The organism is Catellatospora sp. NPDC049111 (assembly GCF_040648615.1).
GTDB classification, from domain to species: Bacteria; Actinomycetota; Actinomycetes; order Mycobacteriales; family Micromonosporaceae; genus Catellatospora; species Catellatospora aurea.
The window spans coordinates 15,063-37,606 of sequence record NZ_JBEZEB010000044.1; the positions used below are offsets into that span (position 1 = coordinate 15,063).

The 22,544-nt window shown below is 71.6% G+C and carries 23 protein-coding genes; 18 read left to right on the forward strand and 5 right to left on the reverse strand.

Features of this window, described 5'->3' with window-relative positions; all coding sequences use genetic code 11:
• The first annotated feature begins 25 nt into the window (after positions 1-25).
• The 3 genes from AB0B66_RS36115 to aroQ are packed head-to-tail and all read left to right on the forward strand — an operon-like array spanning position 26 to position 2,056.
• Complete coding sequence (locus AB0B66_RS36115; protein WP_360538568.1) at positions 26-532, forward strand: shikimate kinase; 507 nt, start codon at positions 26-28, stop codon at positions 530-532.
• A 1-nt stretch (position 533) separates the two neighbouring features.
• The gene (gene aroB / locus AB0B66_RS36120; RefSeq protein WP_360538570.1) at positions 534-1,610 is read left to right on the forward strand and encodes a 3-dehydroquinate synthase; all 1,077 of its coding nucleotides are present in this window, start codon (positions 534-536) and stop codon (positions 1,608-1,610) included.
• Between the two features lie 11 nt (positions 1,611-1,621).
• Positions 1,622-2,056: a type II 3-dehydroquinate dehydratase gene (aroQ, locus tag AB0B66_RS36125; RefSeq protein ID WP_360538572.1), complete on the forward strand. Its 435-nt coding sequence runs from the start codon at positions 1,622-1,624 to the stop codon at positions 2,054-2,056.
• Between the two features lie 328 nt (positions 2,057-2,384).
• On the opposite strand, the gene AB0B66_RS36130 is transcribed toward aroQ, so the two are convergent.
• Positions 2,385-3,035 (reverse strand): hypothetical protein, encoded by a 651-nt coding sequence (locus AB0B66_RS36130; protein ID WP_360538573.1) that lies wholly within the window; start codon positions 3,033-3,035, stop codon positions 2,385-2,387.
• Between the two features lie 23 nt (positions 3,036-3,058).
• Positions 3,059-4,210, reverse strand: a complete 1,152-nt coding sequence (locus AB0B66_RS36135; protein ID WP_360538577.1) for a branched-chain amino acid ABC transporter substrate-binding protein — start codon at positions 4,208-4,210, stop codon at positions 3,059-3,061.
• A gap of 58 nt (positions 4,211-4,268) precedes the next feature.
• Between AB0B66_RS36135 and AB0B66_RS36140 the strand changes: the two genes are divergently transcribed.
• On the forward strand, positions 4,269-4,787 hold the full coding sequence (locus AB0B66_RS36140) for a hypothetical protein (RefSeq protein WP_360538580.1): 519 nt from the start codon (positions 4,269-4,271) through the stop codon (positions 4,785-4,787).
• 27 nt (positions 4,788-4,814) lie between these two features.
• Here AB0B66_RS36140 and AB0B66_RS36145 read toward each other — a convergent pair whose 3' ends face one another.
• A complete protein-coding gene (locus AB0B66_RS36145) occupies positions 4,815-6,086 on the reverse strand; it encodes a HAMP domain-containing sensor histidine kinase (RefSeq protein WP_360538583.1) in 1,272 nt (423 codons plus the stop codon).
• Between the two features lie 13 nt (positions 6,087-6,099).
• Positions 6,100-6,768: a response regulator transcription factor gene (locus tag AB0B66_RS36150; protein WP_360538586.1), complete on the reverse strand. Its 669-nt coding sequence runs from the start codon at positions 6,766-6,768 to the stop codon at positions 6,100-6,102.
• A 183-nt stretch (positions 6,769-6,951) separates the two neighbouring features.
• On the opposite strand from AB0B66_RS36150, the gene efp reads away from it, so the two are divergent.
• Together efp and nusB are read left to right on the forward strand one after the other, a co-directional pair.
• Positions 6,952-7,509 carry an elongation factor P gene (gene efp / locus AB0B66_RS36155; RefSeq protein WP_360538589.1) on the forward strand — a complete coding sequence of 186 codons (558 nt, stop codon included), beginning with the start codon at positions 6,952-6,954 and terminating at the stop codon, positions 7,507-7,509.
• A gap of 54 nt (positions 7,510-7,563) precedes the next feature.
• Positions 7,564-7,977: a transcription antitermination factor NusB gene (gene nusB, locus AB0B66_RS36160; RefSeq protein ID WP_360538716.1), complete on the forward strand. Its 414-nt coding sequence runs from the start codon at positions 7,564-7,566 to the stop codon at positions 7,975-7,977.
• Between the two features lie 72 nt (positions 7,978-8,049).
• Here nusB and AB0B66_RS36165 read toward each other — a convergent pair whose 3' ends face one another.
• Positions 8,050-8,538: a transcriptional regulator gene (locus AB0B66_RS36165; protein ID WP_203689965.1), complete on the reverse strand. Its 489-nt coding sequence runs from the start codon at positions 8,536-8,538 to the stop codon at positions 8,050-8,052.
• A 325-nt stretch (positions 8,539-8,863) separates the two neighbouring features.
• Between AB0B66_RS36165 and pyrR the strand changes: the two genes are divergently transcribed.
• The 12 genes from pyrR to coaBC all read left to right on the forward strand — a co-directional run bounded on the left by pyrR (position 8,864) and on the right by coaBC (position 22,437).
• Entirely contained in the window at positions 8,864-9,454 is a 591-nt protein-coding gene (pyrR, locus tag AB0B66_RS36170; RefSeq protein ID WP_360538594.1) for a bifunctional pyr operon transcriptional regulator/uracil phosphoribosyltransferase PyrR, read from the forward strand.
• Positions 9,451-10,359, forward strand: a complete 909-nt coding sequence (locus tag AB0B66_RS36175) for an aspartate carbamoyltransferase catalytic subunit (protein WP_360538597.1) — start codon at positions 9,451-9,453, stop codon at positions 10,357-10,359. Before pyrR ends, AB0B66_RS36175 begins: the two co-directional genes overlap by 4 nt.
• Positions 10,356-11,651: a dihydroorotase gene (locus AB0B66_RS36180; RefSeq protein WP_360538600.1), complete on the forward strand. Its 1,296-nt coding sequence runs from the start codon at positions 10,356-10,358 to the stop codon at positions 11,649-11,651. The genes AB0B66_RS36175 and AB0B66_RS36180 overlap by 4 nt, the downstream gene beginning before the upstream one ends.
• Entirely contained in the window at positions 11,648-12,787 is a 1,140-nt protein-coding gene (gene carA / locus AB0B66_RS36185; protein WP_360538603.1) for a glutamine-hydrolyzing carbamoyl-phosphate synthase small subunit, read from the forward strand. The genes AB0B66_RS36180 and carA overlap by 4 nt, the downstream gene beginning before the upstream one ends.
• 1 nt (position 12,788) lies before the next feature.
• The gene (gene carB, locus AB0B66_RS36190; protein WP_360538606.1) at positions 12,789-16,127 is read left to right on the forward strand and encodes a carbamoyl-phosphate synthase large subunit; all 3,339 of its coding nucleotides are present in this window, start codon (positions 12,789-12,791) and stop codon (positions 16,125-16,127) included.
• Positions 16,124-17,146 (forward strand): quinone-dependent dihydroorotate dehydrogenase, encoded by a 1,023-nt coding sequence (locus AB0B66_RS36195; RefSeq protein ID WP_360538609.1) that lies wholly within the window; start codon positions 16,124-16,126, stop codon positions 17,144-17,146. The genes carB and AB0B66_RS36195 overlap by 4 nt, the downstream gene beginning before the upstream one ends.
• A gap of 74 nt (positions 17,147-17,220) precedes the next feature.
• Positions 17,221-18,480 carry an adenosylmethionine--8-amino-7-oxononanoate transaminase gene (locus AB0B66_RS36200; protein WP_360538719.1) on the forward strand — a complete coding sequence of 420 codons (1,260 nt, stop codon included), beginning with the start codon at positions 17,221-17,223 and terminating at the stop codon, positions 18,478-18,480.
• Between the two features lie 74 nt (positions 18,481-18,554).
• The gene (gene pyrF, locus AB0B66_RS36205) at positions 18,555-19,400 is read left to right on the forward strand and encodes an orotidine-5'-phosphate decarboxylase (protein WP_360538612.1); all 846 of its coding nucleotides are present in this window, start codon (positions 18,555-18,557) and stop codon (positions 19,398-19,400) included.
• A gap of 212 nt (positions 19,401-19,612) precedes the next feature.
• Positions 19,613-19,927, forward strand: a complete 315-nt coding sequence (gene mihF / locus AB0B66_RS36210) for an integration host factor, actinobacterial type (RefSeq protein WP_120320109.1) — start codon at positions 19,613-19,615, stop codon at positions 19,925-19,927.
• A 390-nt stretch (positions 19,928-20,317) separates the two neighbouring features.
• The gene (gene gmk, locus AB0B66_RS36215; protein WP_203689988.1) at positions 20,318-20,932 is read left to right on the forward strand and encodes a guanylate kinase; all 615 of its coding nucleotides are present in this window, start codon (positions 20,318-20,320) and stop codon (positions 20,930-20,932) included.
• A 34-nt stretch (positions 20,933-20,966) separates the two neighbouring features.
• On the forward strand, positions 20,967-21,233 hold the full coding sequence (gene rpoZ / locus AB0B66_RS36220; protein ID WP_203689990.1) for a DNA-directed RNA polymerase subunit omega: 267 nt from the start codon (positions 20,967-20,969) through the stop codon (positions 21,231-21,233).
• Between the two features lie 10 nt (positions 21,234-21,243).
• Positions 21,244-22,437: a bifunctional phosphopantothenoylcysteine decarboxylase/phosphopantothenate--cysteine ligase CoaBC gene (gene coaBC / locus AB0B66_RS36225; protein ID WP_360538617.1), complete on the forward strand. Its 1,194-nt coding sequence runs from the start codon at positions 21,244-21,246 to the stop codon at positions 22,435-22,437.
• Positions 22,438-22,544 lie beyond the last annotated feature (107 nt).

The following is a 22,544-nucleotide window of genomic DNA, read 5'->3' on the forward strand; positions in this document are numbered from 1 at the left end:
GCCGCGGACCGGGGAGGGGAACACCGTGAGCAAGCCGTTGTGCGTCCTGGTCGGCGCGCCCGGGGCCGGCAAGTCGACCGTCGGGCAGCTGCTGGCGCAGGCGTTCGGGGTGCCGTTCCGCGACACCGACGCCGACGTGGAGGCCACCGCCGGCAAGCCCATCTCGGAGATCTTCATCGACGAGGGCGAGCCGCACTTCCGGGCCATGGAGACGGCCGCGGTCGCGGCGGCACTGGCCGAGCACTCCGGCGTGCTGGCGCTGGGCGGCGGCGCGGTGCTCGCTGAGGACAACCGGACGCTGCTGGCCGGGCACACCGTGGTCTACCTGAGCGTGGACCTGTCCGACGCGGTGTCCCGGGTCGGGCTGGGCCAGGGCCGCCCGCTGCTGAACTTCAACCCGCGGGCCACCCTGCGCTTCCTGCTCGACCAGCGGCGGCCGCTGTACGAGCAGGTCGCGACGCACACCGTGGTCACCGACGGGCGCACTCCGGAGGAGATCACCGCCGAGCTGGTCGAGCTGCTGAAGGGCTGAGATGTCGGAGCTGACCCGGATCGCCGTGGGCGGCGACCAGCCGTACGACGTGCTGGTCGGCCCCGGCGTGCTCGCCGAACTGCCCGCCCTGGTCTCCGGCGCCGACCGGGCCGCGGTGCTGTACGCGCCGCCGGTGCGGGCGTACGCCGAGCAGGCCGCCGCACACCTGGTCGACGCCCGTGTCCAGCCGGTGATGATCGAGGTGCCCGACGCCGAGGCCGGCAAGTCCATCGGCGTCGCCGAGCGCTGCTGGGACGAGCTGGGCCGGGCCTCGTTCACCCGCAACGACGTCGTGGTCGGCGTCGGCGGCGGCGCGGTCACCGACCTGGCCGGTTTCGTCGCGGCCTGCTGGCTGCGCGGCGTGCGCTGGGTGCCGGTCTCCACCAGCATCAACGGCATGGTCGACGCGGCCGTCGGCGGCAAGACCGGGGTGAACACGGCCGCCGGCAAGAACCTGGTCGGCGCGTTCTACCCGCCCGCCGGGGTGCTCTGCGCCACCGAGGCGCTGGCCACCCTGCCCACCGTGCAGCTGCTGGCGGGCATGGCCGAGGTGGTCAAAGGCGGCTTCATCGCCGACCCGGTGATCCTCGACCTGATCGAGCGCGACCCGCGGGCCGCCGTCGACCCGGCCGGCCCGGTGCTGCGCGAGCTGATCGAACGCAAGATCGCGGTGAAGGCCCGGGTGGTGAGCGAGGACCTGCGCGAATCGGGCCTGCGCGAGATCCTCAACTACGGCCACACGCTCGGCCACGCCATCGAGCGCCGGGAGGACTACCGCTGGTCGCACGGGCACGCGGTCAGCGTCGGCCTGGTGTACGCCGCCCGGCTGAGCGTGCTCACCGGCCGCCTCGACGAGGCCACCGCCGCCCGCCATGCCGCCGTCCTGCGCTCGCTGGACCTGCCGGTGTCCTATCCCGCCGACGCCTGGGACGAGCTGCGCGCCACGATGTCGGTGGACAAGAAGGCCCGCGGCAAGGCGCTGCGCTTCGTGCTGCTCAACGGCATCGCCGAGCCGGTCACCGTGCCCGTCGACGACGAGGCCCTGCTCGCCGAGGCCTACCTGTCCGTCGCCTCCTGAAGGAGACCGCCATGAAGGTGTACGTGCTCAACGGGGTCAACCTCGGCCGGCTCGGCACCCGCCAGGTCGACGTGTACGGCGTCACCACGTACGCGACGCTGGTGGAGCTGTGCGAGAAGACGGGCGCGCTGCTCGGCCTGGATGTCGAGTGCCGCCAAACCGACCTGGAGGGCGAGCTGGTGGGCTGGCTGCACCAGGCCGCCGACGAGCACGCCGCGGTGGTCCTGAACCCGGGCGCGTGGAGCCACTACTCCTACGCCGTCCGCGACGCCTGCGCGATGCTCAACGGCCCCCTGATCGAGGTCCACATCTCGAACATCCACAGCCGCGAGGAGTTCCGCCACCACTCGGTCGTCTCCGCCGTCGCCACCGGCGTCATCGCGGGCCTGGGCGTCGACGGCTACCGCCTGGCCCTGGAACACCTCTTCCACCGCGTCACCGACTGACCCGACCCCCACCCACTGCGCCGACCTAGCATGAATTGCTGGTGCGACGCGGGTGAAACGGGTGCCCGCGGCCGCTGGGCAACCATCCTGCACGCGACGGCAGCGTGCCGCGCAGACTCGGGACTACGTCCCGAGCGCATTTGCTCTGCACCCATTTGCTTGCTCTGCACCCACATACGCAACGGAGTGCGCGCCTGTTGCGCCGATGGGTGCAGAGCAAGGCTTTGGGTGCAGAGCAAATGCGCTCGGATGGTATGCCCGAGCCGGCGTGGACCAGGCGCGGTCACCGGGGCGACGGCTCGCGCGGGATCGTCGTGATCTCCGGGGGTCAGCGCTGGCCGGTGGCCTCGGTGAGCAGCTGGTAGACCTGGGCGCGGCCGGTGACGCGGACCGGGTGGCCGCCTTCGCGGGGGCGGTCGGCCACGGCGGGCATGCCGAGGATGGCGGCTGCCGTGACCAGGGACTGGGCCGCGGCGGGCGAGCCGGCCCGGACGGTGAGCTGGCCGGCGTGGGCGTCGACGCCACCGGTGAGCATCGCCATCCGCCACAGGCCGAGCGCCGCCTGGCGCGACTCCGGCACGGCGGGCGACGCCGCCAGCAGCTGGGTCCGGCTGCGCCAGGCCCCGGTCAGAGCCCGCACGATCCGGTTGTACGCCCCGGCGGACACCTCGACTCGCAACCCGTCACGTTCGGTGCGGACCACGTTGGCCCAGGTGAGCGTGGACAGCAGGCTGGCCAGCCGGGCCGCCGCCGCCGGCGAGGAGGTCGACGCGATGGCGGTCGCCGCCGCGGGGCGGTGCCACCCGGACGGGCGCAGCTCCTGCCAGCCGAACGCCGCTTCCAGCAGCGGGTACGCCCCCAGTGGAGCCTGGGACAGGGCGCGGTCCAGCGGGGCCATCTCGGCCCGGGAGGTGTCCGCGGGCGCGGCCTCCGCCGGGGCGGCGAGCGGGGGGAGGTCCGTGAGCAGGGTCGCTGACATGGGACGGTCTCCTCTCAGGCAGGTCAGGTGCGGGGGATCTCGCGGTCGGTCACGACGGCGCCGTCGGCGACTCGGTAGGCCCAGACCACGATGGCGTTGTCCACGAGCTCACCCTGTGGGGTGAACTGCAGCCGCCCGGTGACGCCGTCGTGGGCGTACGTGTCCACGAAGGCCTCCATGTCGGGGCGGGTGGTGCGGCCGGCCTCGAAGCCGGCCAGGAAGATCGACGCGGCGTCGTACCCCTCGGCGCTGTAGGTGCCGGCGTCCTTGCCGAACCCGGCCCGGTACTGCACCGGGAAGTCCCGAGACGCGCGCTCGGGCGGCAGGCAGGCGCAGGTGATGACGGCCCCCTCGGCGGCGCGCACCCCCGCGGCACGGATGAAGCCGGCGTCCTTGACTCCATCGCCGCCCACGAACGTGGCGGTCAGCCCCGCGTCGCGCATCGCCTTGAGCAGGGCGCCGCCGCTGGAGTAGTAGCCGCCGTAGAAGACGACGTCGGCCCCGGCGGAGCGGATCTGGCTGACCACCGAGGAGAAGTCCACCTGGCGGGGCGGCACCGCGGCCCGCTGCACCACCCTGCCGGACAGGGTCGCGGCGACCTCGTCGGCCAGGCCGCGGCCGTACGCCCCGGTGTCGTCGATGACGAACGCCTTGCGGGCGTGCAGCACGGTGTCGATGTAGCGGGCGGCCGCCGGGCCCTGCGCGGCGTCGTTGCCGATCACGCGATGGAACGTCGACCAGCCGCGCTGACTCAGGTTGGTGCGGGTCGCCGACGGGCTGACGATGGTGACGCGGCCCTGGTCGAGCAGCGGCAGGGCGGCCGCGGTCTCGCCGGAGAAGGCGGGCCCCACCACGCCGAGGATCGCGGGGTCGGCCACGATCTGCTGCGCCAGCGCGGTGGCCTGCTTCGGGTCGCTCTGCGAGTCGAAGTCCTGCAGTGTCACCGGGCAGTCGGGATGCCGCCCGTTGTGCTGCTCGACCGCCAGCGCGGCCCCGGAGCGGATGTTCGTGCCCAGGTCAGCCGAGGCACCGCTGAGCGGGCCGATGACGGCGATCTTCAACCCGCATGGCCGGGCGGGCGGGGCCGCGGTGCCCGCTGTCGCGTCGCAGCCGGGTGTCGCCGCCAGCGCGAGCAGCGCCAGCGTCGAGACAACCCGTGCGTACGGCCCTCGCAACAGCCGACCTCCTCGACGTAGGGTGCGCCTATCCTGCCCGGATGAGCGTGAGGATTGCATGAGTAACCCGGTGGAAACGGCGTGGCCGGCTGCCCGCAAGCGGGTGGCGGCCATGTTTGTGCTGGTCGCGACCCTACTGGGTGCCTGCAGCGGCGGCCAGGTGACCGCTCAGCCCACCCTGGCGCCCGCCCCCGGCCGTCCCTCTGACCTGCAGCCCGCCCTGTTCGGCATCAGCTCCGACACTCTCGGCTGGATAGTGATCGACGAGCGGGGCTACGTCCTCTACCGCAGCGAACTCGACGCCAACCGCCCCTCCCGCTCGGCGTGCACCGGCTCCTGCACCGAGCAGTGGCTCCCGGTCCCCGCCGCCGACCAGATCCGGATCGAGGGCATCGACCGCCAGCTCATCGGCACCCTCATCCGCCCCGACGGCACCCGGCAGCTGACCCTCGCCGGCTGGCCCCTCTACGGCTACACCGGCGACCGCATGCCCGGCGACACCAACGGCCACGGCCTGAGCGGCCACTGGTACGCCGTCACCCCCATCGGCACCCGCGCCGGCCCCACCCCCGCCTGACCAAGATCAACCTGGTCCTGGGGTGGGTCAGGGGGTGGGGAGGGTGAGGGTGGCTTCGGTGCCGCCGCCTTCGGCGGGGCGCAGGGTGAGGGAGCCGTCGTGGAGGTCGGCCACCCAGCGGGCGATGGCCAGGCCCAGGCCGGTGCCGTTGGGTGAGCCGGGGCGGAAGCGCTCGCCGTTGGCGGTGGGCAGGTCGGCGCCGGGGCCGGGGCCGGCGTCGCGGATGACGACGGAGCCCGGTGCGACGGTCAGGGTGATGGTGGCGGGGGCCTCGCCGTCGCGGCCGTGCTGCACCGCGTTGTGGATCAGGTTGCGCAGGGCGATGCGGACCAGCGTGGGGTCGCCGAGCGCGACCGCGGGCCGGGTGTACGCCGTCGCGGTGTGCGGCGGCTGCACCGTGTCGGCCAGCACCTCCTCGGCGAGCTGGTCCAGCCGGAACCGCTGGCGCTCCAGGTGGCGCAGGCCGGCGACGAGCCGGGCCCGGGTCAGCAGCGCGGCGACCGCGTCGGTCAGCCGGTCGGTGGCCGCGATGACCCGGCGCAGCGCGTCCGGCTGCCCGGCGGGGGAGTCCAGCGCCGACTCCGACACCGCCCGGATCACCGTCAGCGGCGTGCGCAGCTCGTGCGCCGCGTCGGCGACGAACCGCTCCTGCTGGGTGAGCGCGTCCGCGATGGGCTGGGTGCCGCGGCGGGCCAGCAGGTAGCCGCCGACACAGGTCATCACCGTGAACGCGGTGCCGCCGACGATCAGCGCGAGGGCCAGTCGCTGGTGAGCGGCCTGCCCCGGCCCCGGGTCGGCGACCGCGACGACGGTGCCCGCGATCGCCCCGGTCTCGGCGTGCCGGAACGGCACCGCGAGCAGGTGCACGACCTCCTGCCGCTCGTCGCGCACCGCCTCGATCAGCTCGCCGCCCGCGGAGCGCACCTGCCGGGCGGGCCCGAGCAGCGTCGGCGGCGCGATGACGGCCAGCCGCGCCGGATGCGCGAACACCAGGGTGACGTCGGTCCGGTCGGCCTCGTATACGTACACCGCCGTGGAGCCCTGCGCTATGGCGTTGTCATAGAGCTTGTCCAGCAGCAGGGCACCCGAGTCGTAGTACAGCAGCGCCACCGCCGTCCCGGCCGTGCGATGCAGATCGGCCGCGACCGCCTCGGCCCGCTGCCGCTCATCCACGACCAGCGCCACGGCCCCCATCCCCGCCAGCCCGATGATGTTCAGCGCCAGCAGCAACGCCGTCAACCGCATCCGCAGCCCCGCCAGCCGCTCCGCCGTCTGCAGCTGCCGCGTCTCCCGCCTCATGCCGCTGCCTTCATCAACGGCCGGCCAGGTCGACGCGGTAGCCGGTGCCGCGGACGGTGGTGATGACAGGGGGGTCGCCTAGTTTGCGGCGGAGTTGGCCTACGACGACGTCCACGACGTTCGAGGTGGGGTCGGCTTGTTCGTCCCAGCAGTGTTCGAAGAGGTCGGAACGGGTGACCACGGCGGGGCGGCGGACCAGGAGCATCTCCAGCACGGAGAACTCCTTGGGGGTGAGGGTGAGCAGGACGCCGTCGCGGCGGACCTCGCGGCGGGCGGTGTCGACCTCGACGTCGCCGGCTCTCATCACCGGGGGGAGCATGGTGCCGCGGCGGCGGCAGAGGGCGCGTACGCGGAGCACGAGTTCGGCGGCGATGAACGGTTTGACGACGTAGTCGTCGGCGCCGGCTTCGAAACCGGCGACGCGGTCGGTGACGTCGTCCAGGGCGGTCAGCATGAGGGCGGGCACGCCCAGGCCGGCCTCGCGGCGGCGGCGCAGCTGGCCGGCGGAGTCGCCCTCGGGCAGGATGCGGTCGAGGACCAGGCAGTCATAGTCGTTGACGCTCATGTTCACGTCGGCCTGGCTCCAGTCGGCCGCCTGGTCGACGGCGAACCCGACCGCGCGCAGGGCCGTCACGACCACCCCGCGCACCTCAGGGTCATCCTCCACCACCAGCACCCGCACGGCGGCGAGGCTAGCAACCAGAGTGCTCGTCCGGCTAGCGCGGCCGCTGGGAGCGGGTCACCGCGACCGGCGACGGTCACAGGGTGTCCCCGGCCACCCGCGCGCCCGGCCTGAGATCACGGGCCGGTAAAGTAGTCAGGTCTGTTCTTTGTCAAGTATCTGATCATGTACGGGAGCCTGGCTGTGGCTAGCACGAACGACCTCAAGAACGGCATGGTGCTCAACCTCGACAAGGAGCTCTGGGCCGTCGTCGAGTTCCAGCACGTGAAGCCCGGCAAGGGTCCGGCCTTCGTGCGGACGACCCTCAAGCACGTGCTCACGGGCAAGGTCGTCGACAAGACCTTCAACGCCGGCACCAAGGTCGAGACCGCGAACGTCGACAAGCGCACGATGCAGTACCTGTACGCCGACGGCGACGACTTCGTCTTCATGGACCTGGACACCTACGACCAGATCCACGTCAGCGGCGAGACCGTCGGCGACAACGTGAACTACCTGCTGCCCGAGGCCGAGGTCGTCGTGGCCACGCACGAGGGCGTGCCGCTGTACGTCGAACTGCCGACCTCGGTGATCGTCAAGGTCACCTACACCGAGCCGGGCCTGCAGGGCGACCGCTCGACCGGCGGCAACAAGCCGGCCACCATCGAGACCGGCGCGACCGTGCAGGTGCCGCTGTTCATCGTCACCGATGAGAAGATCAAGGTCGACACCCGCGACGGCCGTTACCTGGGCCGGGCCTGATGGGCTTCGTGCCCGTCGGGGGGACTGCTCGTGGCTGAGGGACCGAAGTCGCAGATGCCCGCGCGCCGCAAGGCACGCAAACGGGCACTCGACGTGCTTTACGAGGCGGATCTGCGCGACCTGCCGGTGCGCACGGTGCTGTCGGCATACCTGGAGCGGATGGAGTCGCCGCGCCCGGAGCACCTGCCTTATGCGGTGTCGCTCGCCGAGGGCGTCAACGAGCACCTGGACGACATCGACGAGACGATCGCCACCTTCGCCGAGGGCTGGACGATCGACCGGATGCCGGTGGTCGACCGCAACCTCGCCCGCATCGCGGTGTACGAGCTGCTCTACGTGCCCGAGATCGACGACCCGGTGGCCATCACCGAGGCCGTCGAGCTGGCCAAGGAGCTCTCCACCGACGATTCGCCGCGCTTCCTCAACGGCCTGCTCGGCCGTATCGCGGACTACGCGCCGCGCCACTGAGCACCACACCACGCGAAAGCGGCCTTCCACCCCGCCGGGGGTGAAAGGCCGCTTTCGTCGTGCGGGAGAGTGTCAGCTCGCGAAGAACGCGCGCGGGTCGGCGACGAGCACCCCGTGGTCGGCCAGCCGCTCGATCAGCTCGGAGGGGGTGCAGTCGTAGAAGACGGCCAGCGCCTGCAGGTCGACGGCGCGGATCGAGAGCACCCGGCCGTTGTAGTCGCCACGCTGCTGCTGGATGGCGCGCGCGTAGCGGGCGACGGAGGCGAGGTCCTCCTTGGCGCCGTCGTAGAGGCGCTCCAGGTCGAGGACGATCTTGCTCGTCGCCTCCTGGCGCGGGGCGGGGCCGTCGGGCAGCAGCTCGCCCACGGGCACGCGGTAGAAGTCGGCCAGCTCGGCCAGTCGGGACACCGTGACGGCACGGTCACCACGCTCGTACGAGCCGACGACCACTGCCTTCCAACGCCCGTTCGACTTCTCCTCCACGCCCTGCAGGGACAGGCCCTGCTGCTGGCGGATGGAGCGCAGTCGCGCACCGAGGGACTTGGCGTAATCAGACGGCATTCCGACACTCCCAGCTATTTGCCGGGGCGGGTTCCCCGACGATCGCTACGCAGCGTGACGGTACGGCGCGGAAGACACGCGGTCAAGTGCTCGTTGACCACCAAGTTGAGACAACCTCATCCGACTAGCTTGATCAACTGACCTGATCCGCCAGTGTCAACGGTATGACCTGCGGATTGACTCACCCCCGCGCGTCGAGGCCACCCGCCTCACTGCTAAGTTTACTGATCAGATGGTCGCCGGCCACGGCCGACGATCATGACCTTGACATCCTTTAACGACCCGTCCGGTGAGGCGGGGAAGGAGGTCTGCCTTGGCGCGCCCAATGACAGACGAGTCGCACCAGCAGCAGCCGGCCGGGCCGGCTCCCACGAAGACCGTTCTCTCCGCCGCGGACGTCTCCCGCGTGCTGGACCGCATCGCGCACCAGATCCTGGAGAAGACCTCCGGGGCCTCCGACGTGGTGCTGATGGGTATCGCCACCCGCGGCGTCCCGATCGCCCGCCGCCTCGCCGAGCGCATCCACGCCTTCGAGGGCGTGCAGCTCCCGGTCGGCATCCTCGACATCACGCTCTACCGCGACGACCTGCGCAGCAGCTCCGTCCGCGCGGTCGGGCGCACCGAGGAGCCCGCGGGCGGCGTGGACGGCCGCAAGGTCATCCTGGTCGACGACGTGCTCTTCTCCGGCCGCACCATCCGGGCCGCCCTCGACGCCCTGTCCGACCTGGGCCGCCCCGCCGCCGTGCAGCTGGCCGTGCTGGTCGACCGCGGCCACCGGCAGCTGCCGATCCGGGCCGACTATGTCGGCAAGAACATCCCCACCGCCCTGTCCGAGCAGGTCAAAGTGAAGCTGGTGGAGATCGACGGGAACGACGAGGTGGTCCTGGCCACCGGTGCGAAGGGCGGCATCCGATGAAGCACCTGCTGTCGACGGCCGACCTGGACGCGGCCACGGCGACCGAGATCCTCGACATCGCCACCGAGATGGCCAGCGTCTCCGGTCGCGAGATCAAGAAGCTGCCCACCCTGCGCGGTCGCACCGTGGTGAACCTCTTCTACGAGGACTCCACCCGCACCCGGATCTCCTTCGAGGCCGCTGCCAAGCGCCTGTCCGCCGATGTGATCAACTTCTCGGCCAAGGGCTCCAGCGTGGAGAAGGGCGAGAGCCTCAAGGACACCGCCTGGACGTTGCAGGCCATGGGCGCCGACGCGGTCGTCATCCGGCACCCCGCCTCGGGCGCGCCGCACCGGCTGGCCAACTGGGTCACCGGCAGCGTGCTCAACGCCGGCGACGGCACCCACGAGCACCCGACCCAGGCGCTGCTGGACGCGTACACGATGCGCTCGCGGATGGGCCGCATCGACGGCCTGCACGTGGCGATCGTCGGTGACGTGCTGCACAGCCGGGTGGCCCGGTCCAACGTGCTGCTGCTCAACACCCTCGGCGCGAAGGTGACCCTGGTCGGGCCGCCGACGCTGGTGCCGACCGACCTCAACGCCTCGGTCCAGGTCGCCTACGACCTCGACGCGGTGCTGCCGCAGGCCGACGTGGTGATGATGCTGCGAGTGCAGCGCGAGCGCATGACCGACTCCTACTTCCCCTCGGCGCGGGAGTACTCCCGCCGTTACGGCCTCGACGGCGCCCGGCTGCGCCGGATGCCCCCGCACGCGATCGTCATGCACCCCGGTCCGATGAACCGCGGCATGGAGATCACGCCCGAGGTCGCCGACTCGCCCCGCTCCACCATCGTCGAGCAGGTCACCAACGGCGTCTCCGTGCGCATGGCCTGCCTCTACCTCCTCCTCGGAGGAGCCCGATGACCGTCCGGAGGACGCCCGTGACCATCTTGATCCGCAACGCCCGCGTGCTGGGCGGCGAGCCGACCGACCTGCTGCTGCGTGATGGCGTGATCGCCGAGATCGGCGCGGGCCTGCGCGCCGACGGCGCCGAGGTCGTCGACGGCACCGGCCTGGTGGCCCTGCCCGGCCTGGTCGACCTGCACACCCACCTGCGCGAGCCGGGCCGCGAGGACGCCGAGACGGTGTACACCGGCTCGCGCGCCGCGGCGCTGGGCGGCTACACCGCCGTCTGCGCGATGGCGAACACCTCGCCGGTGGCCGACACCGCGGGCGTGGTCGAGCAGGTGTACCGGCTGGGTCAGGAGGCCGGGCTGGTCGACGTGCAGCCGATCGGCGCGGTGACCGTCGGGCTCGCCGGCGAGCGGCTGGCCGAGCTCGGCGCGATGGCCGACTCCGCGGCGAAGGTGCGGGTCTTCTCCGACGACGGCTTCTGCGTCGCCGACCCCCGGCTGATGCGCCGGGCGCTGGAGTACGTCAAGGCGTTCGACGGGGTCATCGCCCAGCACGCCGAGGAGCCCCGGCTCACCCAGGGCGCGCAGATGCACGAGGGCGACGTCTCCGCCCGGCTGGGCCTGACGGGCTGGCCCGCGGTCGCCGAGGAGTCGATCATCGCGCGGGACGTGCTGCTGGCCGGGCACGTGGGCGCGCGCCTGCACGTCTGCCACGTGTCCACCGCGGGCAGCGTCGAGATCATCCGCATGGCCAAGGCCCGGGGCGTGCGCGTCACCGCCGAGGTCACCCCGCACCACCTGCTGCTCACCCACGAGAAGGCGGAGTCCTACGATCCCGTCTACAAGGTGAACCCGCCGCTGCGCACCGACGCCGACGTCGAGGCGCTGCGCGAGGGCCTGCGCGACGGCACGATCGACATCGTGGCCACCGACCACGCCCCGCACGCCGCGGAGGACAAGGAGTGCGAGTGGGCGTACGCCCGCCCCGGCATGCTCGGCCTGGAGACCGCGCTGCCGATCGTGCTCGACGTGCTGGGTGAGGACTGGCCCCTGATCGCCGAGCGCATGTCGTACGCCCCGGCTCGCATCGCGGGCCTGGACGGGCACGGCAACGCGATCGCCGCGGGCGCGCCCGCGAACCTGACCCTGGTCGACCCCACGGTGCGGTGGAGCGTCGACCCGACCGGGCTGGCCAGTCTCAGCCACAACACGCCGTACGCCGGGATGACCGTGCCCGGCCGGATCGTCGCCACCTTCCTGCGGGGTGTGCCGACGGTGCTCGACGGAAAGGTGCAGAAGTGACAGAGGCGATTCTGGTCCTGGAGGACGGTCGCGTCTTCCGGGGCGAGTCCTACGGGGCCGTCGGCGAGACCTTCGGCGAGGCGGTCTTCACCACCGGCATGACCGGTTACCAGGAGACCCTCACCGACCCGTCGTACCACCGCCAGGTCGTGGTGCAGACCGCGCCGCACATCGGCAACACCGGCGTCAACGACGAGGACGACGAGTCCGACCGCATCTGGGTCGCCGGCTACGTGGTCCGCGACCCGGCCCGGACGCCGTCGAACTGGCGCTCGACCGAGGACCTCGGCACCCGGCTGGCCCGCTCCGGCGTGGTCGGCATCAGCGGCGTCGACACCCGGGCGCTGACCCGGCACCTGCGCGAGCGCGGCGCGATGCGCGTCGGCGTGTCCAGCGTCGAGCGCGACCCGCAGGCGCTGCTGGCCCGGGTGCTCCAGCAGCCGCAGATGACCGGGGCGGACCTGTCCGCCGAGGTCACCACGCCGGAGGCGTACACCGTCGACGCGATCGGCGAGCACCGCTTCACGGTGGCGGCGCTGGACCTGGGCATCAAGCGCAACGTGCCACGGCGGCTGGCCGCGCGCGGCGTGACCACGCACGTGCTGCCCGCCAACTCCACGCTCGGCGACCTGCTGTCGGTCGGCGCGGACGCGGTGTTCTTCTCGCCCGGCCCCGGTGACCCGGCCACCGCCGACCACGCGGTGATGCTGGCGCAGGAGGTCATGAAGCGCAGCCTGCCGCTGTTCGGCATCTGCTTCGGCAGCCAGATTCTGGGCCGCGCGCTCGGCTTCGGCACGTACAAGCTGGGTTATGGCCACCGCGGCATCAACCAGCCGGTGATGGACCGCAGCACCGGCAAGGTCGAGGTCACCTCGCACAACCACGGGTTCGCGGTCGACGCGCCGCTCGAAGGCGTGGCCGACACCGGCTTCGGCCGGGTCGAGGTGTCCCACGTGTGCCTGAACGACAACGTGGTGGAGGGCCTGCGCGCGCTGGACGTGCCCGCCTTCACCGTGCAGTACCACCCGGAGGCGGCAGCGGGGCCGCACGACGCCGACTACCTGTTCGACCGGTTCGTGGAGCTCGTGGAACGCCCCGGCCAGGTCCGTCAGCAGCTCATCAACGGAGGCAAGTGAGATGCCGAAGCGGACTGATCTCAAGCACGTGATGGTCATCGGCTCCGGGCCGATCGTCATCGGCCAGGCCTGCGAGTTCGACTACTCGGGCACCCAGGCGTGCCAGGTGCTGCGTAGCGAGGGCCTGCGCGTCAGCCTGGTCAACTCGAACCCGGCGACCATCATGACCGACCCGGAGTTCGCCGACGCCACCTACATCGAGCCGATCACGCCCGAGTTCGTGGAGAAGGTCATCGCGGCCGAGCGCCCCGACGCGCTGCTGCCCACCCTGGGCGGCCAGACCGCGCTGAACACCGCGGTCGCCCTGCACGAGTCCGGGGTGCTGGAGAAGTACGGCGTCGAGCTGATCGGCGCGGACATCGAGGCGATCCGGCGCGGCGAGGACCGGCAGCTGTTCAAGGACATCGTCGCCAAGGCCGGGGCCCGGCTCGGGCTGACCGGTGACCTGGTGCCGCGCAGCCGGGTCTGCCACTCCATGGCCGAGGTCCGCGACACCGTCGCCGAGCTGGGTCTGCCGGTCGTCATCCGGCCGTCGTTCACCATGGGCGGCCTCGGCTCGGGCATGGCGCACACCCCGGAGCAGCTCGACCTGATCGCGGGCAGCGGCCTGGCCGCCTCCCCGGTGACCGAGGTGCTCATCGAGGAGAGCGTGCTCGGCTGGAAGGAGTACGAGCTGGAGCTGATGCGCGACAAGCACGACAACGTCGTGGTCATCTGCTCGATCGAGAACATCGACCCGATGGGCGTGCACACCGGCGACTCGGTCACCGTGGCTCCGGCGATGACCCTGACCGACCGTGAGTACCAGGACATGCGCGACCTCGGCATCGCCGTGCTGCGCGAGGTCGGCGTCGACACCGGCGGCTGCAACATCCAGTTCGCGATCAACCCGGAGAACGGGCGCATCGTCGTCATCGAGATGAACCCGCGAGTGTCGCGCTCGTCGGCGCTGGCGTCCAAGGCGACCGGCTTCCCGATCGCGAAGATCGCGGCGAAGCTGGCCATCGGGTACACCCTCGACGAGATCCCGAACGACATCACGCTCAAGACCCCGGCCGCGTTCGAGCCGACGCTCGACTACGTCGTGGTGAAGATCCCGCGCTTCGCGTTCGAGAAGTTCCCCGGGGCCGACCCGGAGCTGACCACCACGATGAAGTCGGTCGGTGAGGCGATGAGCCTGGGCCGCAACTTCCCCGAGGCGCTGAACAAGGCGATGCGCTCGATGGAGACCAAGGCCGGCGGCTTCTGGACCGCGCCGGACCGCTTCGGCTCGGTCGAGGAGGCGCTCGACGCGCTGCGCACCCCGCACGACGGCCGCCTGTACGCCGTCGAGGAGGCGCTGCGCCACGGTGCGACCGTCGCCCAGGTGACCGAGGCCTCCGGCGGCATCGACCCGTGGTTCGTGGACCAGATCCTCGGCCTGGTCGAGCTGCGCGCCGAGATCCTCGACGCGCCCGTGGTCGATCTGGCGCTGCTGCGCAAGGCCAAGCGGGCCGGCCTGTCCGACCGCCAGCTCGCCGCGCTGCGCCCGGAGTTCGCGGGCGAGGACGGGGTGCGCATCCTGCGCCACCGCCTCGGCGTACGGCCGGTCTACAAGACCGTCGACACCTGCGCCGCCGAGTTCGCCGCCGCCACGCCGTACCACTACTCGTCCTACGACGAGGAGACCGAGGTCGCCCCGAGCGCCCGGCCCAAGGTGCTGATCCTGGGCAGCGGCCCGAACCGCATCGGCCAGGGCATCGAGTTCGACTACTCGTGCGTGCACGCGGTCATGGCGCTCAAAGGTCGCTACGAGACCGTCATGGTCAACTGCAACCCGGAGACGGTCTCGACCGACTACGACACGGCCGACCGCCTCTACTTCGAGCCGCTGACCTTCGAGGACGTGCTCGAAGTGGTGCACGCCGAGCACAGCTCGGGTGTGGCCGCGGGCGGCCCGGGTGTCATCGGCGTCATCGTGCAGCTGGGCGGGCAGACGCCGCTGGGCCTGGCGCAGCGGCTCAAGGACGCCGGGGTGCCGATCGTCGGCACCAGCCCCGAGTCGATCCACCTCGCCGAGGAGCGGGGCGCGTTCGGCCGGGTGCTGGCCGAGGCGGGGCTGCGCGCCCCGGCGCACGGCACCGCGACCAGCTTCGCCGACGCGAAGAAGATCGCCGACGAGGTCGGCTACCCGGTGCTGGTCCGGCCGTCGTACGTGCTCGGCGGCCGCGGCATGGAGATCGTCTACGACGACGCCACGCTGCGCGACTACATCGGCCGCGCCACCGACATCTCGCCGGAGCACCCGGTGCTGGTGGACCGGTTCCTCGACGACGCCATCGAGATCGACGTCGACGCGCTCTGCGACGCCGACGGCAACGTCTACATCGGCGGCGTGATGGAGCACATCGAGGAGGCCGGCATCCACTCCGGCGACTCGGCGTGCGCGCTGCCGCCGATCACCCTGGGCGGCCGGCACCTGGACGTGGTGCGCGAGTACACCGAGGCGATCGCCCGCGGCGTCGGCGTCAAGGGCCTGCTCAACGTGCAGTACGCCCTCAAGGACGACATGCTCTACGTGCTGGAGGCCAACCCGCGCGCCTCGCGTACCGTGCCGTTCGTCTCCAAGGCGACCGCGGTGCCGCTGGCCAAGGCGGCCGCCCGGATCATGCTCGGCGCGACGATCGCCGAACTGCGCGCCGAGGGCATGCTGCTCGCCGAGGGAGACGGCGGCCTGCTGCCGGAGAACTCGCCGGTCGCCGTCAAGGAGGCGGTGCTGCCGTTCAAGCGCTTCCGCACCCCCGCCGGCAAGGGCGTCGACACCCTGCTGTCGCCGGAGATGAAGTCCACCGGCGAGGTCATGGGCATCGACATGGCGTTCGGCCACTCGTTCGCCAAGTCCCAGGCCGCCGCGTACGGCACCCTGCCGACCAGCGGCAAGATCTTCGTCTCGGTCGCCAACCGCGACAAGCGCGGCATGATCTTCCCGGTCAAGCGCCTGGCCGACCTGGGCTTCGAGATCGTCGCCACCGTCGGCACCGGCGAGGTCCTGAGGCGCCACGGCATCGTCTGCGAGGTCGTCGGCAAGCACAGCGACGACGCCGACCGCGACGCGGTCAGCCTCATCGCCTCCGGTGAGGTCAAGATGGTCATCAACACCCCGCAGGGTTCGGGTGCCAAGGCCCGCTCCGACGGCTACGAGATCCGCTCCGCCGCCGTGGCCGCCGACATCCCCTGCTGCACCACGGTCCCCGGCGCGGCAGCAGCGGTGATGGGCATCGAAGCCCTGATCCGCGGCGACATGACGGTCCGCCCCCTGCAACACCTGCATGCCGTCATCCGCCCGGAGCTGTCCGCGTGACCCTGTTCGAGAAGGTGGTCCGCCCCCGGTTGTTCCGGATCGGGGGCGGGGACGCCGAGCACGCGCATGAGTGGACGCTGCGGAGGCTGGCCGGGATCTCCCGGCAGCCGGCGGTGCTGAGCCTGCTCCGGCGGCGTTATGCGGTCCAGCGGCCGGTGGACGTGTTCGGGGTGCGGTTTCCGAACGCGGTCGGGCTGGCGGCGGGCATGGACAAGAACGGGGTCGCGCTGAAGGCGTGGCCCGCGCTCGGGTTCGGGTTCGTCGAGGTCGGCACCGTGACCTCGCTGGGTCAGCCGGGCAACGACCGGCCGCGGCTGTTCCGGTTGCCGGACAGCAGGGCGATCATCAACCGGATGGGGTTCAACAACGAGGGCGCCGCCGCGCTCGCGGGGCGGCTGGCCGCGCTGGGGCCGCTGGGTGTGCCCCTGGGGATCTCGCTGGGCAAGTCCAAGGTGACTCCGCTGGGGGAGGCCGTCGCGGACTACCGGGCATCGTATGACGCGCTGAAGTCCTATGGTGACTACTTCGCCGTCAACGTCTCCTCGCCGAACACGCCCGGTCTGCGCAGCCTCCAGGACCGCGACCAGCTCGACGCGATCCTGGCGGCGTTGACGGGGGAGCGGCCGATCCTCGTGAAGATCGCGCCGGACCTGACCGACCACGCCATCGCCGAGCTGCTCGAAGTGTGCCTGGCGCGGGGCGTGGCCGGTCTGATCGCGACGAACACCACGCTCAGCCGGGACGGGGTCGCCCCGGCCGACCAGGCCACGGCGGCGCAGGCGGGCGGGCTGTCCGGCGCGCCGCTGACCGAGCGGGCGCACAAGGTCGTGTCGTTCGTGCACGGGGAGACGGGCGGCCGCCTGCCGATCATCGGCGTCGGCGGCCTGATGAGCGCCGACGACACCGCCCGCATGTTCGACGCGGGCGCGAGCCTGGTGCAGCTCTACACCGGATTCATCTACCACGGCCCCGCGCTCGTACGCGCCGCCGCGCGACGGGCCCCGGAGGCCACCCGGTGACCGACGAGGTTAAGAAGGGCACCTTCCACAACGCGGAGCGTGGTGAAGGTGCCCTTCCTTTCACCCAGGACGAGCTGCTGGAGCTGGACCGGGCACACGTGTGGCACCCGTACGGCCCCATGCCGGGCCGGCAGACGCCGTTCGTCGTGGCAGGCGCGCAGGGCACGAGGCTGACGCTGGCCGACGGGCGTGAGCTGATCGACGGCATGTCGAGCTGGTGGGCCGCGATCCACGGCTACCGGCACCCGGTGCTCGACGCCGCGGTCACCGACCAGCTCGGGCGGATGAGTCACGTCATGTTCGGCGGGCTCACCCACGAACCGGCGGTGCGGCTGGCCAGGAAGCTCGTCGACATCACCCCGTCGGGGTTGGAGCACGTGTTCCTGGCCGACTCGGGCTCGGTCAGCGTCGAGGTCGCGATCAAGATGTGCCTGCAGTACCAGGTGTCGCGGGGCCGCCCGGCCAAGCGGCGGCTGGCGACGTGGCGCGGCGGCTACCACGGCGACACGTGGCAGCCGATGAGCGTGTGCGATCCCGAGGGCGGCATGCACTCCCTCTGGGGCGGCGCGCTGCCCCGTCAGGTGTTCGTGGACGCGCCTCCGGCGCGGTACGACGAGTCCTATGTGACCGTGCTCAAGCAGGCGCTCGTCGCGCACGCGCACGAGCTGGCCGCGGTCGTCGTCGAGCCGGTGGTGCAGGGCGCGGGCGGCATGCGCTTCCACGACCCGCGCTACCTGCGCGCGCTGCGGGACCTGTGCGACGAGTTCGACGTGCTGCTGGTGTTCGACGAGATCGCCACCGGCTTCGGGCGCACCGGCGAGCTGTTCGCCGCCGACCACGCCGGGGTGACCCCCGACGTGATGTGCGTCGGCAAGGCGCTGACCGGCGGATATCTGACACTGGCCGCGGCGCTGTGCACCGCCGAGGTGGCCCGGGGCATCTCCGAGGGCGCGGTGCCGGTGCTCGCGCACGGGCCCACGTTCATGGGCAACCCGCTGGCCTGCGCGGTCGCCCACGCCAGCATCGAGTTGCTGCTGTCGGGTGACTGGCGGGCGCAGGTGCGCCGGATCGAGGCGGGGCTGCGGGCCGGCCTGGCGCCGGTGCGCGAGCTGCCCGGTGTGGCCGACGTGCGGGTGCTGGGCGCGATCGGCGTGGTGCAGCTCGACCACGACGTGGAGATGGCGGCCGCCACGGCCGCCGCGGTGGAGCACGGCGTGTGGCTGCGCCCGTTCCGCGACCTGATCTACACGATGCCGCCGTTCGTCAGCTCCGATGAGGATGTGTCGGCGATCACCCAAGCGATGTACGCGGCCGCGGCGGCCTGTTCGTCATGACCGCCGCCCGCGGGGTCGCCGGGCGCGACCGTGCGGGTGCGACGGTCACATCCGAGAGTGAGTGAGGAGATTTCATGGAGCCGTTCGGTGCGCGCCTGGCGCGGGCGATGGATGAGCGCGGCCCGCTGTGCGTCGGGATCGACCCGCACAGCTCGCTGCTGAAGGCGTGGGGCCTGCCCGACGACGCCGACGGGGTGGCCGCGTTCTGCCGGATCACGGTCGACGCGCTGGCCGGTCGGGTCGCCGTCGTCAAGCCGCAGTCGGCCTTTTTCGAGCGATTCGGGTCCCGCGGAGTGGAGATTCTTGAGTCAACTATCCGACAGTTTAGGCAGGCCGGAACCCTTGTGCTCCTCGATGTGAAGCGGGGCGACATCGGCTCGACGGCCGCCGCATACGCCGACGCATATCTGAATCCATCGAGGCCCATGTATGTAGACGCGATCACCGCGAGCCCCTTCCTGGGTCTGCGATCGCTCGCGCCGATGTTCGACATGGCGGCTGAGCACGGCGGGGGCGTCTTCGTTCTGGCTCTCACGTCCAACCCGGAGGGTCCGGCCGTGCAACACGCTCGGGGTATCGACGGCCGTACCGTCGCGCAGGCGATCATCGACGAGATTTCCCAGCTCAACAAGGGTGTGGAGCCGCTCGGCAGCCTCGGACTCGTGGTCGGAGCGACCATCGGCGAAACCGGTCACGACCTCTCCCAGGTGAACGGCCCGTTCCTCGTTCCGGGCCTCGGCGCGCAGGGCGGAACGGCCGACGATCTTCGCCGGATCTTCGCCGGGAACCTCGGCGCGGTGCTGCCGTCGTCGTCGCGCGAAGTGCTCGGCGCGGGCCCCGACGTGCACGCGCTGCGGGAGGCGGCATCTCGGACTCTCGATGCCTGCCGGGACGCATTGGGACGTCCGGGCCGGTCGTGACCTTTCCGTGATCATGCGCGGTGACGTTGCCGAAAACGCCGTCGACCGCTAGGTTTCCCCGCGCTGGGCTGATCTGCTCGCGTGGCCCACCAGTCACGCGGGTTTTCACCAGCAACGGGTGCCGAAGGTTAGCCACCGAGTCCGGTGGGGAACCCGACGCACCACACGCCGGCGATCCCGTCGGCGTGACCAAGAGGACCTGAGGAGAACTGGTGCCGCTCCCGTCACTGACCCCAGAGCAGCGCGCTGCCGCGCTGGAGAAGGCCGCGGAGGTCCGCAAGGCTCGGGCTGAGCTCAAGGAGCAGCTCAAGCAGGGCAAGACCACCCTGGCCGCCGTGCTTGACCGCGCCGAGGGCGACGATGTCGTCGGCAAGCTCAAGGTTTCGGCCGTGCTGCAGGCGCTCCCCGGCATCGGCAAGATCCGGGCCACGCAGATCATGGAGAAGCTGAAGATCGCCGACTCCCGCCGCCTGCGCGGGCTGGGCGACCAGCAGCGTAAGGCGCTGCTGGCCGAGTTCGCGGCCTGAGCCGACGAACCTCGTCAGCGGAAAGACCCCGGAACAACGCGTGTCCCGGCGCGCCGCCGCTCATAGCGGCGCGCCACGGTGCACGCCACGTTCCGCGCCGCGGGCGGACGCCCCGTCCGCGGTGAACGGGCAGCGGTGTGCCGAGGCTCCACCGCCTGCCCACCGCAACGACCTGCCACTTCGGCGTGAGTGACACTCACACCATCGGGTGAGCGGGACGTTGCGCAGATCGTCGCCCGGCGGCGCTGTCGAAACGGCAGCGCCGCTGGTTCGTTTATGCGGGCAGGAAGGCCCCATCCGGGCCGGAACCCCCTGTTAAGACTTGGTGACGTACTGCTCAAACAGGGGCCCGGCTCCCACCTCCGCTCCGCGATTGGGTAGAACTTGAGAATGGAAGACGACGTACCGCTCGCCGCCAGAGCGGCCGCGCCCGCCCGCCTTACCGTGCTCTCCGGTCCCTCCGGTGTCGGCAAGGATGCCGTCATCGAGGTCATCCGCAAGCGTTCGCCCTGGGTATGGCTGTCCGTCTCGGTCACCACCCGCAAGAAGCGTGACTACGAGATCGACGGCAAGCACTACACGTTCGTCAACCGCACCGAGTTCGAGCGCCTGGCCGACACCGGCATGCTGCTCGAGTGGGCCGAGTTCGCCGGCAACCTCTACGGCACGCCGCGCGCGGCGGTCGAGGGCCGGATCGCCGCCGGCATCCCCGCCCTGCTGAAGATCGACCTGCAGGGCGCCCGCCAGGTCCGGGAGACCTGGCCGGACGCCCAGCTCGTCTTCCTCGCCCCGCCCAGCCGGGAGGAGCTGCGCCGCCGGCTCATCGGCCGGGGCACCGAGAGCCCGGAGACCATCCGCCGCCGCCTGGCCCACGCCGACGAGGAACTGGCCGCGGAGTCCGAGTTCGACGTGACTGTCGTGAACGACTACCTCGAGCGCGCCGCGGACGAGTTGGTAGGATTGCTCGGTTCGCCGGCGCTCGCTGCCGCACGCCCGCGCGTTTAGCGCCCGGCACACTCTCTGAGACAAGGACTGGAACGTGGCTGGAACCGTCGCCCAACCCGAAGGCATCACCAATCCGCCCATCGACGAGCTGCTCGACAAGACCTCGTCGAAGTACTCGCTGGTGATCTTCGCGGCCAAGCGTGCCCGGCAGATCAACGCCTACTACAGCCAGCTCGGCGAGGGCCTGCTGGAGTACGTCGGCCCGCTGGTGGAGACCACCCCGCAGGAGAAGGCGCTGTCCATCTCCATGCGGGAGATCAACGCCGGGCTGCTCACCGCCGAACCGACCAACGAGGCCTGAGCCTCCTGACATGGCTCGCGTCGTCCTGGGTGTAGGCGGCGGCATCGCCGCCTACAAGGCCTGCGAGCTGCTGCGTCTGCTCACCGAGTCCGGTCACTCGGTGCGCGTCGTGCCCACCGCCTCCGCGCTGCGTTTCGTCGGCGCGCCGACCTGGGAGGCGCTGTCCGGCCAGCCGGCCGCCACCGAGGTCTGGTCGGACGTGCCGCAGGTGCCGCACGTCAAGCTCGGGCAGAGCGCCGACCTGGTGCTCGTCGTGCCCGCGACGGCCGACCTGCTGGCCAAGGCCGCCCACGGCATGGCAGACGACCTGCTCACCAACACCCTGCTCACCGCGCGCTGTCCGGTGGTGTTCGCCCCGGCCATGCACACCGAGATGTGGGAGCACCCGGCCACCGCCGACAACGTGGCCACCCTGCGCCGCCGCGGCGCGCTGGTCATCGAGCCCGCCGTCGGCCGGCTCACCGGCAAGGACACCGGCAAGGGCCGGCTGCCCGACCCGGAGCAGATCTTCGAGGTGGCGTTGCGGGTGCTGGCCCGCGGCGTCGAGCCGCGCGCCGACCTGGCCGGCCGCCACGTCGTGGTCACCGCCGGCGGGACCCGTGAGCCGCTGGACCCGGTGCGCTTCCTGGGCAACAGATCTTCCGGCAAGCAGGGGTACGCCTTCGCGCGCACCGCGATCGCCCGGGGTGCCCGGGTGACGCTCGTCGCCGCCAACGTGTCGCTGCCCACGCCCGCCGGAGCGGACCTGGTCCGGGTCGGCACCACGGCCGAGCTGCGCGACGCCGTGGTCGGCGCGGCGAAGGAGGCCGACGCCGTGATCATGGCTGCCGCCCCGGCCGACTTCCGCCCGGCGGCGTACGCCGACCAGAAGATCAAGAAGACCGACGACGGCGCGGCCCCGGTCATCGAGCTGGCTCTGAACCCGGACATCGCGGCCGAACTGGGTGCGAACAAGCGCCCTGGCCAGGTGCTGGTGGCCTTCGCCGCCGAGACCCACGACGCGCTGGAGCACGCCCGCGGCAAGCTGGTGCGCAAGCGCGCCGACCTGATCGTGGTCAACGAGGTCGGCGCGGACAAGGTCTTCGGGGCCGACCACAACGAGGCGGTCGTGCTCGGCGCGGACGGCTCGCGCCGCGATCTGCCGTCGCGGAGCAAGGACGATCTCGCCGACGCGGTCTGGGATCAGGTCGTCGCCCTGCTGTGACCACCGTCCCGTCCTGCGGACTCTCGGGCAGGGCTTGCGCCGTTGCGGCGTTGTAGGGAACTAGACTTTCGCCAGGACGCCGATGGCCTTACGGTCCATCCATCGTC